The 13,001-nt window shown below is 66.7% G+C and carries 11 protein-coding genes; 7 read left to right on the forward strand and 4 right to left on the reverse strand.

Annotation, left to right across the window (positions count from 1 at the left end):
- The first annotated feature begins 19 nt into the window (after positions 1-19).
- The 4 genes from FHR90_RS13670 to FHR90_RS13685 all read left to right on the forward strand — a co-directional run bounded on the left by FHR90_RS13670 (position 20) and on the right by FHR90_RS13685 (position 4,063).
- Positions 20-1,333, forward strand: coding sequence for a lipopolysaccharide biosynthesis protein (locus FHR90_RS13670; protein ID WP_221188281.1), 1,314 nt, complete (start codon positions 20-22; stop codon positions 1,331-1,333).
- 164 nt (positions 1,334-1,497) lie between these two features.
- Complete coding sequence (gene metK / locus FHR90_RS13675; RefSeq protein ID WP_176626283.1) at positions 1,498-2,682, forward strand: methionine adenosyltransferase; 1,185 nt, start codon at positions 1,498-1,500, stop codon at positions 2,680-2,682.
- Positions 2,657-3,382: a class I SAM-dependent methyltransferase gene (gene trmB / locus FHR90_RS13680; RefSeq protein ID WP_183275413.1), complete on the forward strand. Its 726-nt coding sequence runs from the start codon at positions 2,657-2,659 to the stop codon at positions 3,380-3,382. The genes metK and trmB overlap by 26 nt, the downstream gene beginning before the upstream one ends.
- Before the next feature lie 36 nt (positions 3,383-3,418).
- Entirely contained in the window at positions 3,419-4,063 is a 645-nt protein-coding gene (locus FHR90_RS13685) for a sulfite oxidase-like oxidoreductase (RefSeq protein WP_176621864.1), read from the forward strand.
- A 147-nt stretch (positions 4,064-4,210) separates the two neighbouring features.
- Here the strand turns inward: FHR90_RS13685 and poxB are convergent, their stop codons facing one another.
- On the reverse strand, positions 4,211-5,944 hold the full coding sequence (gene poxB, locus FHR90_RS13690; RefSeq protein ID WP_176621863.1) for a ubiquinone-dependent pyruvate dehydrogenase: 1,734 nt from the start codon (positions 5,942-5,944) through the stop codon (positions 4,211-4,213).
- Between the two features lie 153 nt (positions 5,945-6,097).
- Here poxB and FHR90_RS13695 point away from each other — a divergent pair, with 153 nt between their 5' ends.
- The 3 genes from FHR90_RS13695 to FHR90_RS13705 all read left to right on the forward strand — a co-directional run bounded on the left by FHR90_RS13695 (position 6,098) and on the right by FHR90_RS13705 (position 10,147).
- Positions 6,098-7,534 (forward strand): MATE family efflux transporter, encoded by a 1,437-nt coding sequence (locus FHR90_RS13695; RefSeq protein ID WP_176621862.1) that lies wholly within the window; start codon positions 6,098-6,100, stop codon positions 7,532-7,534.
- A 29-nt stretch (positions 7,535-7,563) separates the two neighbouring features.
- Positions 7,564-9,213, forward strand: coding sequence for an NAD-dependent malic enzyme (locus FHR90_RS13700; protein WP_266152823.1), 1,650 nt, complete (start codon positions 7,564-7,566; stop codon positions 9,211-9,213).
- A gap of 109 nt (positions 9,214-9,322) precedes the next feature.
- Positions 9,323-10,147 carry a formate/nitrite transporter family protein gene (locus tag FHR90_RS13705; protein ID WP_176621860.1) on the forward strand — a complete coding sequence of 275 codons (825 nt, stop codon included), beginning with the start codon at positions 9,323-9,325 and terminating at the stop codon, positions 10,145-10,147.
- A gap of 252 nt (positions 10,148-10,399) precedes the next feature.
- Here the strand turns inward: FHR90_RS13705 and FHR90_RS13710 are convergent, their stop codons facing one another.
- The 3 genes from FHR90_RS13710 to FHR90_RS13720 all read right to left on the reverse strand — a co-directional run bounded on the left by FHR90_RS13710 (position 10,400) and on the right by FHR90_RS13720 (position 12,811).
- A complete protein-coding gene (locus FHR90_RS13710) occupies positions 10,400-11,704 on the reverse strand; it encodes a type II toxin-antitoxin system HipA family toxin (protein ID WP_176621859.1) in 1,305 nt (434 codons plus the stop codon).
- Complete coding sequence (locus FHR90_RS13715) at positions 11,701-12,063, reverse strand: helix-turn-helix domain-containing protein (protein ID WP_176621858.1); 363 nt, start codon at positions 12,061-12,063, stop codon at positions 11,701-11,703. The genes FHR90_RS13710 and FHR90_RS13715 overlap by 4 nt, the downstream gene beginning before the upstream one ends.
- A gap of 409 nt (positions 12,064-12,472) precedes the next feature.
- Positions 12,473-12,811 carry a helix-turn-helix domain-containing protein gene (locus FHR90_RS13720; RefSeq protein WP_218061900.1) on the reverse strand — a complete coding sequence of 113 codons (339 nt, stop codon included), beginning with the start codon at positions 12,809-12,811 and terminating at the stop codon, positions 12,473-12,475.
- Between the last annotated feature and the right edge of the window lie 190 nt (positions 12,812-13,001).

Genomic DNA, 13,001 nt, shown 5'->3' on the forward strand with positions numbered 1-13,001 from the left:
CCCACGCTTCTAGTCGACTTTGGCCGGTCCCGAAACACGCGGGCTCGCGTCGATCCTCGGCAACCTGGGCTGGCTGCTCGGCGGCAAGGGCGTCGGCGCGGTGCTGAGCCTCGTTTATCTGGGGCTGACGGCGCGCACGCTGGGGCCGGCGGGGTTCGGCCAGTTCAGCCTGATCGTCGGCACCGCGCAGGCGCTGGTCGCCTTCGTCAGCTTCCAGACCTGGCAGATCGTGGTGCGATACGGGATGGCGCCGCTGCGGGCGGGGGACGATGCGCGCCTCGGCCGGCTGATCGCGTTCTGCCTCGCCCTCGACCTGCTCACCGCGGCGCTCGGCTGCGGGCTGTCCTGGGGGGCGGTGGTGCTGCTCGCGCCGCATCTGGGGTGGTCGGCAGGGCTGTCGAGGGCGGCGGTCGCGTTCTGTGCGGTGTCGCTGCTGTCGGTGCGCTCGACGGCGGTGGGCGTGCTGCGGCTGTTCGACCGGTTCGACCTCGGCGCGATGGCCGATGCGACCACACCGCTGATGCGTTTCGCCGGCGCGCTGGTGGTGGTGGCGACCCGGCCCTCGGTGGGCGGTTTCCTCCTCGCCTGGGGGATGGCCGAGATCGTCACCGCCGCCAGCTACTGGATCGCCGTGCGCAGGCTCACCGCCCCGCGGCTGCGCCTGCCCATCCTGCGCGGCGCCTCACGCGCGCCACGCGACGCTCCCGGCCTGTGGCGCTTCTCCTGGACCACCAATCTGGTACTCACCCTGGAGGCGGCGAGCCGGCAGGTGGCGGTGGTGCTGGTGGGGCTGGCGACGGGACCTGTGGCGGCAGGCAATTACCGTCTGGCGGTGCAGCTCAGCCAGTCAATCATCCGCGTGTCGGACATGGCCTCGCGCGCGATCTTCGCCGAATTCGCCCGCACCCATGGCGATGCCGGCGGCGCGGGCATCGATGCGCGGCGGCTGTTCGCCCACATCACGCGCCTCGCAGTGGCGGCCGCCCTGGGCCTGACGCTGGTGCTCGTCATCGGGCGCCGCGCGCTGGACCTGCTCGCCGGGCCGGGGCACGCCGACGCCTATCCGCTGCTGCGGCTGCTCAGCATCGCCGCCGCGGTCGAGCTGGCCGGGATCGGCTTCGAGCCCGCCCTGCTCGCGCTCGGCCATGCCGGGCGCGCGCTGGTGGCGCGCTGCATCGCGGCGGTGGTGCTGCTGGCCGGGCTCGGCGTGCTGCTGCCTGGTTATGGCGGGATCGGCGCGGCCTGGGCGACGCTGCTGGCCTCGGTGATCGGCACGGTGCTGCTCGGACGGGCGGCATCGGCGGTGCTTCCACGGCGCGGCGCCGGAGTATGACAAATTTCGCGCTCTTCTTGACCCCTCGGGCAATTTAACGCACTTAACCCGCCGCTCACCGGATGACCGGACGGGCGAGAGTCCTGGTCTAGGCCGGACATCACTTCATCAGAATCGAGCGGGACCGGCATCAGACCCGGCTCCGCGAAGGGGAATGCCGCGCGATGCGTGACACCGGCGACTATCTGTTCACCTCCGAATCCGTGTCGGAGGGCCATCCCGACAAGGTCGCCGACCGCATCAGCGACACCGTGCTGGACGCCTTCCTCGAGGCCGATCCGCAGTCGCGCGTCGCCTGCGAGACGCTGGTCACCACCAACCGCATCGTGCTGGCCGGCGAGGTCCGCGGACCGGCTTCCGTCACCCGCGACCTGCTGATCGAGCGCACCCGCGAGGCGGTGCGCGACATCGGCTACGACCAGGAGGGCTTCTCCTGGCGCCATGCCGACGTGAGCTACTACCTGCACGCCCAGTCCGCCGACATTGCGGTCGGCGTGGATGCCGCCGGCAACAAGGACGAGGGTGCCGGCGACCAGGGCATCATGTTCGGCTACGCCACCCGCGAGACCGACAGCCTGATGCCGGCGCCGATCCATTACAGCCACGCGATCCTGCGTCGCCTGGCCGAGATCCGCCACGCGGCCAACGGCTCGTCGGGCCTGCAGCCGGACGCGAAAAGCCAGGTCACCCTGCGCTACGTGAACGGCAAGCCCGTCGGCGTCACCTCCGTGGTGCTCTCCACCCAGCACGACGAGGCCACGAGCCAGGAGCGCATCCGCGAGATCCTCGCCCCCGTGCTCACCGAGGTGCTGCCCGACGGCTGGGAGGTCCCGGCGGACGAGCTCTACGTCAACCCGACCGGCAAGTTCGTCATCGGCGGCCCCGACGGCGATTGCGGCCTGACGGGCCGCAAGATCATCGTCGACACCTATGGCGGCGCCGCCCCGCATGGCGGTGGCGCGTTCTCCGGCAAGGACCCCACCAAGGTGGACCGCTCGGCCGCCTATGCCTGCCGCTACCTGGCCAAGAACGTCGTCGCCGCCGGCCTCGCCGACCGCTGCACGCTGCAGATCAGCTACGCGATCGGGGTGTCGAAGCCGCTCTCGGTCTATGTCGACCTGCACGGCACCGGCCACGACGTCGACGAGACCAAGCTGGAGCGCGTGCTGCGCGAGCTGGTCAACCTCTCGCCGCGCGGCATCCGCGAGCATCTGCGCCTGAACCGCCCGATCTACGCGCAGACCGCCGCCTACGGCCATTTCGGCCGCACGCCGGACCCGGCCACCGACAGCTTCACCTGGGAGAAGACCGACCTGGTGGACGATCTGCGAGGCGCGTTCGCGCGCTGAGCCGCTGGTCGACGTCAAGCCCAACCCCGACCGTCTCTACGGACGCCAGCGCGGCCCCACCCTGAGGCCGCGCCAGCGCCGCCTGCTCGATCTCGCCCTGCCGAGGCTGCGTTTCGACCTCGCCACCCATGCCGCCCGCCCGCTCGACGCGTTCGAGCAGGCGGACGCGCTGTGGGTCGAGATCGGCTTCGGCGGCGGCGAGCATGCCGAGGCCCTGGTCGCCCGGAACCCGCAGGTCGGGCTGATCGCCTGCGAGGTGTTCGAGAACACGCTCTGCTCGCTGCTGTCGCGCCTGGTTCCCGACGGCGCCGAGGACACCGCCCCCGCCCCGCCCCGGCTGCGCCTGTGGGACGCCGACGGCCGCGCCCTGCTGCGCGGGCTGCCGGAAGGCTCCGTGGACCGGCTGTATCTGATGTTTCCCGATCCGTGGCCGAAGGCGCGACACGCCAAGCGGCGGTTCGTGCATCCCGACAACCTCAAGCTCGCGGCGCGCGCGCTCAGGCCCGGCGCCGAATGGCGCATCGCCTCCGACGACCCGACCTATCAGGCATGGGTGGACGAGGTGTTCGGCGCTCAGGACCTGTTCGAGGTGCTGCCCGCGGCGGACCAGAGGCCCGAAGGGTGGCCGGGGACGCGGTACGAGGCGAAGGCGATCGTGGCGGGGCGCACCCCGCGATACTGGACATTTGTGAGGCGGTAGGGATCTTCTTTCATCCGACGGGTTGGGGGGCAGGCCATGGGGATCCCGCCGGACAGCAGGCTGACGCGGCTGAAGACGCAGTGGGCGCAGGTGCAGCGGCAACCCAAAGGTGCCGCCCGCGCGCGATTGCCGCCGGGACAGCACGAAGTGCGCGACTGGCCGGTGCTCGATCTCGGCGAACAGCCCGAAATCGCCCGGCAGGACTGGCGACTGGCGATCGAAGGACTGGTCGCCAGGCCGCAGGTGCTGGACTGGACCGCGTTGATGGAGATCGAGCAGGTCGACACCACCTGCGACATCCATTGCGTCACCAGCTGGTCCCGCTTCGACAATCGTTTCACCGGCATTACCACACACAGCCTGCTCGACCGCGTGCAGCCGCTCGAGCAGGCGCGCGCGGTGCTCCTGTACGGTTCTGACGGCTACACCACCAACCTGCCGCTCACCGATTTCGCCCATCCGGATGCGCTGCTGGCCCATTCCTGGCAGGGCGCGCCGCTGACCACCCCTCATGGCGGCCCCGTCCGCCTGGTGCTGCCGCACCTCTATTTCTGGAAGAGTGCGAAATGGCTGCGCGGCATCGAATTCCTCGCCGCCGACGAGCCGGGATTCTGGGAGGAGCGTGGCTATCACATGCGCGGCGACCCGTGGGCGGAGGAGCGCTACGGGGCGCCGGGGTGAGCCGTGTACACGGGGTGTACACGCAAAAAGGTGGGCAGAGATGAAATCGACGTGGGTGGAAAGACAATCGCGGGCATTATAGCCGCACTCAAGGTGCATGGGGTCCGGGGCCTGAGGCCCCGGCGGGTGCAGGGCGGCGTCCTGCGTCTATCTCCGGCGCAGATTGGTCCTGGCCAGGTCGATCACCGAGGAGCCGCGTCCGTCGAGCACCGCGCGGGCCAGATACAGGCTGAAGCCCTTGATCTGTTCGGCCTCGAATTTCGGCGGCAGGGCCAGTTCCTGACGGGCCGTGACCACGTCGAGGACCGCGGGTCCGGGATGGGCGAGGAAGGTCGTGAGCGTGGGTTCGAGGTCGGCGGGCTCGGTGACGCGCCAGCCCTGGATGCCGGCGCCGCGGGCCATCGCCGCGTAATCGGTGTCGGTGAGTGCCACGGCGGTGTCGAGGAAGCCGGCGGCCTTCATCTCCATCTCGACGAAGCCGAGCGTGTGGTTGTCGAGGATGACGACCTTCACGGGCAGACGGTGCTGCTTGAGCGTGAGCAGGTCGCCCATCAGCATGCTGAACCCGCCATCGCCGCAGAAGGCGATGATCTGGCGCTGCGGATAGGCGGCCTGGGCGCCGATGGCCTGGGCCAGCGCGTTGGCCATCGAGCCGTGGTTGAGCGAGCCGATCAGGCGGCGGCGGCCGTTCATCCGCAGATAGCGCGCCGCCCAGACGGTGGGGGTGCCGACATCGAAGGTGAACACCGCATCGTCGCTGGCGTGCTCGCTGAGCAGGCGGGCGAGGTGCTGGGGGTGGATCGGGGGCTTGGAGTTGGTGCCGGCGGCGAGTTCGTCGAGGCCCTGACGGGCATCGGCGTAGTGTTCGAGGCAGAGGTCGAGCCAGGCGCGGTCGGGCTTGGGCGCGACCAGTTCCAGCAGGGCGTCGATGCTGGCGGCGACATCGGCGGTGATGCCGAGATCGATCGGCGTGCGGCGGCCGAGATGGGCGGGGCGGAGGTCGATCTGCGCGATCCTCGCCTCGGTGGGATAGAACTGCCGGTAGGGAAAATCGGTGCCCAGCATCAGCAGCAGTTCGGTCTCCTTCATCGCGTGATAGCCCGACGAGAAGCCGATCAGACCGGTCATGCCGACATCGAACGGATTGTCCCATTCGATGCCTTCCTTGCCGCCGAGAGCGTGCACGATCGGCGCCTTGAGGCGATCGGCCAGCGCCACGACCCTGTCATGCGCGCCCCAGCAGCCACGCCCGCACAGCAGGGTGATCCTCGTGCTGGCATCGAGCATCGTGGCCAGGTCGGCGATTTCGGCGGGGTTGGGCGCCGTGACCGGCCGGGCCGGGACGAGGGCGGCGGACAGCTTCGGCAGGCCGGCGGCGGATTCGAGCGCGACATCGCCGGGCAGCACGATGACCGCGACACCACGTTCGCCGATCGCCGCACGCACCGCGCTCTCGAACACGCCCGGAAGCTGCTTCGGGCTGCTGACGAGCTCGCAATAGACGCTGCAGTCTCGGAACAGCCGGGTGGGGTCGGTTTCCTGGAAGTAGGACCGCCCGATCTCCGCACTCGGGATCTGTGCTGCGATCGCGACCACCGGCACGCGGGAGCGCATGGCGTCGAACAGGCCGTTGATGAGATGCAGGTTGCCGGGGCCGCAGGACCCCGCGCAGACCGCCAGCCCACCGGTCAGATGCGCCTCTGCGCCGGCAGCGAAGGCGGCGACCTCCTCGTGGCGGACATGCACCCAGTCGATGGTGTCGCGCCGGCGGATGCTCTCGGTGATGGCGTTGAGGCTGTCTCCGGCGACGCCATAGATGCGGGCGACCCCGGCGGCTTCGAGCGTATCGACGAGCAGGTCGGCAATGGTTGCGGACGGCATCGGCTGGTTCCTCGGAGATTGACCACCGGATGCAACGCGGCACGGGGCGCGCGGTCGCACCGGCCGTGACGGGGCGACTTGCAGGAGCCCGCATGACATACTTGGCGCATCGCCGCCACGTGGAAGGGCCGCGACGCAGACTGCGAGAGGGCCGTGTCCGAAACCATCGAACCGAAGCCGAGGGCGGCGGGCGCGCACGCCCCCGCCGCCTTCGCCACCCATGGGCCGATCCCCGGCACGCTGCTGCGCTTCGCGCTGCCGATCATGGCCGCGAACCTGCTGCAATCGGCGGCGGCGACGATCAACACGATCTGGATCGGGCGGCTGCTGGGACGACAGGCGCTGGCGGCGTCGGCGAACGTGGCGTCGCTGCTGTTCTTCTTGCTCAGCCTCAGCTTCGGCCTGGGGATGGCGGCGAGCATCATGGTCGGCCAGTCGATCGGCGCGGGTGACGGGGCGCGGGTGAAGCGCGTGGTGGGCACGTCGATGAGCAGTTTCGTCGTCGCCGGCGTGCTGGCGGCGGTGGTCGGCATGCTGGCCGACCGCACGGTGCTGGGATGGATGCACACGCCCGATCAGGTGATGGGGCTGGCGAGCGCCTATCTCGCACCGATGTTCCTCGCCCTGCCGGCGATGACCGGGCTGACGGCGCTGATGATGCTGCTGCGCGGTGCGGGCGATGCGCGCACGCCGTTCTGGTTCATGTTCGTGCTGGCGGTGCTCGATGCGGGGCTCAATCCGGTGCTGATCCATCTCGCCGGGCGGCTGGGCTGGCCGGGGATCGCCGGCTCGGCCTGGGCGACGCTGGTGGCGAACGCGGCAGCGCTGACGGGTCTGGTGGCGTGGCTCTACTGGCGGCGCAGCCCGTTGCGCCTGCGGGGCGGCGAGCTGCGGCTGCTGGTTCCCGATCCGCATCTGCTGCGCGTGCTGGTGGCCAAGGGGCTGCCGATGGGGTTGCAGATGATCGTGATGGCGGCGTCGATGATCGTGCTGGTGTCGTTCGTCGACCGCTACGGCAGCGCGATGGTGGCCGCCTACGGGGCGTGTTTCCAGCTCTGGAACTATGTGCAGATGCCGGCCTTCGCGGTCGGCATGGCGGTCTCGGCGATGGCCGCGCAGAACATCGGCGCGGGACGGTGGGACCGGGTCGGCCGCATCACCCGCGTCGGGCTGGCGGCCAATGTGGCGCTGACCGCCTGCCTGGTCGGCGCGGTGACGCTGGCCGACCGGGCGGCGTTCTCGGTGTTCCTGGGCCATGACGACGCGGCGATCGCCGATGCGATCCATATCCACAAGCTGGTGTCGTGGTCATTCATCATCTTCGGCGCCGCTCTGGTGCTGGGGTCGACGGTGCGCGCGGCCGGCGCGGTGATGGCGCCGCTGGCGATCCTGTTCGTCACGCTGTGGGTGTTCCGGATTCCGGCGGCCTGGTACGGCATGCAGGTCTACGGGTCGGATGCGATCTTCTGGAGCTTTCCCCTCGGCTCGACGGCGTCGCTGCTGATGAGTGCGGCCTATTACCGCTGGGGGCACTGGCGGCGGGCGATGATGCTGGACGGGAGCGGCAATCGCAGCGATGTGATTAGGTAGGTTTCTTAACTTTTAGCCCGCCCGGACGTATCTGTCACACCGTCACAGACAGGAGACAGAGCATGTCGGAGACCGGATACAGATTGCTGCGCGACCCGCGGCGCAACCGCGGCACCGCGTTCGGTGCCGACCAGCGCCGCAGCCTCGGCATCGAGGGTCTGCTGCCGCCGCATTCCACCACCTTGTCCAGCCAGGTGGCGCGCATTCACGGCGAGCTGTCGAACCTGCATGAGGATATCAACAAATATCTGCTGCTGTCGGATCTGCAGGCGCGCAACGAGACGCTGTACTATGCGACCATCATGTCCGATCCGGCGCATTTCATGCCGCTGGTCTACACGCCGACGGTCGGCGAGGCGTGCCAGAAGTTCGACCACATCTTCCGCGCCGCGCGTGGCCTGTATCTGCCCTATTCGGCGAAGGGGCGGCTGCGCGAGCTGATCGGCAACTGGCCGGTCGATGATGTGCGCTTCATCGTGGTCACCGATGGCGAGCGCATCCTGGGCCTGGGCGATCTCGGCGTGAACGGCATGGGCATCCCGATCGGCAAGCTTGCGCTCTATACCGCCTGCGCCGGCGTGCCGCCGGAACTGTGCCTGCCGATCACGCTCGATGTCGGCACCAACAACCCGACCTATCTCGACGACCCGCTCTATCTCGGCGAGCGTCACGAGCGGGTGCGCGGCGAGGATTATCACGACTTCATCGAGGAATTCGTCACTGCCACGCTCGAGCGCTTTCCGCTGGCCTGCATGCAGTGGGAGGATTTCGCCAATTTCAACGCGGTGCCGATCCTGGCGAAGTATCGTGACCGGATCTGCACCTATAACGACGACATCCAGGGCACCGCGGCGGTGGCCCTCGCCGGCATCTATGCCGCCCTGCACATCACCGGTGGCAAGCTGCCGGAGCAGAAGGTGCTGTTCCTCGGCGCCGGCTCCGCCTCGACCGGCATCGCCGGGCTGATCGCGCAGGCGATGACCAAAGAGGGGCTGTCGATCGAGGAGGCACGGGTGCGCAACATCCTGTTCGACGTCAACGGGCTGCTGACGAAGGATCGTGAGGATCTCGCGGATTTCCAGAAACCGTTCGCGGTCGATCATGCGCCGGTCGAGACGTTCGTCGATGCGATCCGCGCGTTCCGGCCGACGGCGATCGTCGGTGTGTCGACGGTGCCGAAGCTGTTCAGCCAGCAGGTCATCGAGGCGATGAGCGAGATCAACGAGCGGCCGATCATCTTTCCCTACTCGAACCCGACCTCGCGGTCGGAGTGCACGGCCGAGGAGGCCTATCGCTGGTCGAAGGGACAGGCGGTGTTCGCCTCCGGCAGCCCCTTCGATCCGGTGGAGTACGAGGGCCGCACCTTCGTGCCCGGGCAAGGCAACAACGTCTACATCTTCCCGGCGATGGGCATGGCGATCTATGCGACGCAGGCGAAACGGGTGACCGACGACATGTTCATCACCGCCGCCCGTGCGATCGCCGAGCAGGTCGACGCGGCGAGTCTCGAAAAGGGACTGATCTACCCGCCGCAGTCGGACATCCTCGAAGCCTCCACCGTGGCGGCGATCAAGGTCGCGGAAGACATCTTCGATCAGGGGCTGGCGCGGCTGCCGAAGCCGGACGATGTCGCGAGGCACATCCGCGACAGCGCGTATCGCCCGGCCTATCGGGACTGAGGTGGCAACGTTACGTTTTGTGACCTGTGCTGTTCGGCCCCTGTTGCGCATAGTCGCGCTCGGAGCCGAACCGTCACGAAAAAAGCGGTCGGCCGGGAGATCGCGCTGCATGGCCGACTACGTCAAACCTTCCGTCATCATCCAGAACATGATCGATGCCGCGGTGCTCAAGGCGGCGCTGCCGGCGCGCGACGTGCTGATCCGCGGCGCGCTGGCCGGGGCCTATCTGGCGTTCGTGACCACGATGGCGTTCCTGATCGGCGCACAGACCGGGCAGTTCTTCTATGGCGCGGTGCTGTTCCCGGCCGGGTTCGCGCTGATCGTGCTACTGGGGATGGAACTGCTGACCGGCAATTTCGGCATGATGCCGCTGGCGGCATTCGATCGCCGCATCACCTGGCGGGCGGTGTGGCGGAACTGGGTGCTGGTGTTCATCGGCAATCTCGCCGGCAGCCTGGTCTATGCCGCGCTGTTCTGGATCGCGATCACCGATTGCGGTCATGTCGCGGGCGGTCCGCTGGCTGATGCGCTGCGCGGGCTCGCGGTCAAGAAGACCACGGCCTACGCGGCGTTCGGCGGGGCCGGACTGCTGACGGTGTTCGTCAAGGCGATCCTGTGCAACTGGATGGTCAGCCTCGGCTCGGTGGTGGGACTGGCCTCGACCTCGACGATCGGCAAGGTGGTCGGCTGCTGGCTGCCGATCATGATCTTCGTGACCCAAGGCTACGAGCACAGCGTGGTCAACATGTTCGCCATCCCGGCCGGGATGATGCTCGGTGCGCCGGTGAGCTTCGCCGACTGGTGGCTGTGGAACGAGATCCCGGTGACGCTCGGCAATCTGGTGGGCGCGCTGGTGTTCACCGGCGGCGCGCTCTACGTCACCTATCGCTCGGCACCGATCTCCAACCAGGACCCGGCCTCGCGGCCGGTGTGACGCCGGCCGGAGTGGTGCGGCTCACTCCCACTCTGTCATCAACGGGCCTCATAAGTCCCTATGATTTAAGGGATTTTTCTGATCAACACAAGCCATACCGTCGCCATCTACCGTCAAAATCACGCGCTTAATGCTGGTGCGGGTGATGGAGCTCTTTTGCGAGGCGTCGATTCTTTCGGGCTCATAGTCAATCGATTTGCATCTTAGCGCAGCGTAGGTTGCCTGAGACAACTTGGTTCAACCATCAAACGGCTACACCGCGATTTCTCGACGCATGCCTCGATGCAATTTGGCTGCCGTAGACTCCGGGACACCGGCTTGATCCGCATAGCGCATCCAGTCTTCGACACGCTGATGGATGTCGGCCACGATGTCTCGCGCCTTCTTCGGCTTCATGCCGCAGAAGGCACCGAACGCAACCAGATCATCTATTTCGAAATGATCGCGTTTGCCGTTGAGGCTCATCTGATGCTGGTGCGTCCAACTGCCTCCCGGGTTGTAGGCATAACTCACATCGAATGCTGGCGAGAGTCGCCACTCGCCGCGGCGGTTCATCAGGAACGCAATGTTCTTGACGTGGTCGTCCTGGTTGCGGATCAGTACGTTCAACACCGCCCGCCGGAACTGCTGTTCGATGTCCAAGGCAGGTAGACCGAGGCGGCGGATCGTCTCCACCGCTTGCTCATAGGAATAGGCGCCCGCCGCGTTGAAGTCGAAATGACGCATGGCTGCCAGGGATTGCATATGCAGCTTACGGCCTGCCGCATCACGGTCGAACCTGCGCGTCATGAAATGCGCGCGTCCACCTTCGCGATGGATCCGGCTCTGGCTCATGTCGATGCCGGCATCGACCGCCAACAGATAGAAGGCGTATTCGATCAGTCCGAAGCCTTGCGGGTCAGCCAATTCCTTGTCGCGATTGTCGGCGATACCATCGAACTTCATCAGCCAGTAGGTGAAGCCCTCACCTGCCTTGACCTGGCCCGAGCGAAATTCCCCGGTCTTTTCGTTCCAGGCCAGCACCGCCTTGGCACGTGCCCCGCCCGCCGAAGTCCCCACCCGCAGGATATCTTCCAGCGCCTCCCGGTCGTCCTCGCCATGCAACGCGCCGGCAAGCCGTTCGCGATGGCTGAGCACGTCATTGGCCAGCCGGGTGAGCGCATCGATCTCGACCTTGCGTGACCGTCGCGCCCCCGACCCCAGAGACGGATGGAACTCCAACGCCCCCATGCCTCGGGTGCCGATGTAGCACAACCGTTCCACCGGGTTGAAGCTGCTGGCTGCCCTGCCCTGCGTCACCAGCCACGCATCGATCAGGGCATTGCCGAACTTGTCCGGCAATGAGTCGGCCAACAAACCGGGCAAGCCTTTGAACGCCTCTCTCGGCAAGCCGGGGAATTCGTAAGGGTCGGGCCCCAGCGGCATCGTCAACGGCGCCAGTTCGATCCGGCTTTGCGCAAAGTCGGGCATGTACTGGAACACCGCCAGTTGGCGATCTTCCAACCAGCTCACTGCGCCAATCTCCTTGCCCCACAGGCGGACGGTGGCATTGGTCACGCGTCGTCCTCCTCACCCCATGCCCAGTCGGTGGCCTTAGCCGTCGTTGTGCTCTGCTCACGTGCACGGCGGCGTTCGCGATCGCCATGGCGAACACGTTCGACCGGCCGGACTTCCGGGTCTGGCAGGCATTCAAGCAATCGCCCTTCCAGCCCCAGTACGCTCAACACCCGCAGCAACGTCTCCAGCGAGGTGTTCTCACCCGCTTCCAGACGTTTGACGCTGCTGATGGAAGCCCCCGATTCGCGCGCCACATGCGCCTGGGTCAGGTTCCTGCTCAGGCGCAACTTGGCAACCCGCAGCCCCAAGGAATGCAGACTGGCTGCCAATGTAGAAGGCGAATTCTCGTAAGACTCCATATATGGAACCATATCACGTTTTATCGCCAACAATAGCTCTTATAAGAACCTTTTTTTCAAACATGTTAATTGGTCTCATATAAGAGCCATAAAACGCCATGATTCAACTTCATAGCCCATATATGAGCTTCAAATCCACTCCAGCAAGTGTGCCTCTCGCGGCGTCAGACAACAGCCATACCGGCTGATCGACGATTAGCGCCGACGCCCGCGGGAACAGCCCTTCCCCGGCTCCACCGGGCAGTGACGCCCGGCTTTCATGCCCACAGCGTCCGGCGGTGCACGGACAACGATCCAGCCAACTTCGCCACGTTGCGCCAGACCTGCTTTGGCGGCTGGTGTGTATGCGAGGCAGCCTCCTCCACGGCCATCACGACGACAGGCACGGGCGCCTTATCCAGCAAATGCGTCAGTGCGGAGCAAATGAAGCAGGCACTTCACCACTCGCCAGGGCTTGCTCCAGCGTCTCGGGCGCCAGTTCCTGCGCATAGCTGACACTGGCCGTCTTGGCGGCCATCCAGAGCCCGCGCTTCTTGCGCCGCGCCTGCGTATCCAGCTTCGGACTGTCCAGGCCCAGCACCGTCATGACCTGACCCACCCGGTTGACACCCAGATCGCTCAAGGTGCCGTTCTCCAGGCCGACCAGCGTCTGACGAGACTGGCCGCTCAGGTGCGCCAACTGCGCTTGGGACAAGCCCAGTTCAGAGCGCCGGACCCGCACGGAATGGCCGATATCGATGAGGTTCATGGCAGGCAGCAAGCAAATGAAATGTCTTAAATTTTAGACACATTAGCCTGCCCGCCATTACCAGCAAGAACCGGATCCGTCGGCCGCTATCTACCTCCCACGCCGCCATGACACTTACCTGCCGAAATGTCAGGCAACTAGAGCTAATATCATGGCAGAGCGTAACAGGGCGTAATGCATGTTACGACGG

Source organism: Endobacter medicaginis (assembly GCF_014192375.1).
Taxonomy (GTDB): Bacteria; Pseudomonadota; Alphaproteobacteria; order Acetobacterales; family Acetobacteraceae; genus Endobacter; species Endobacter medicaginis.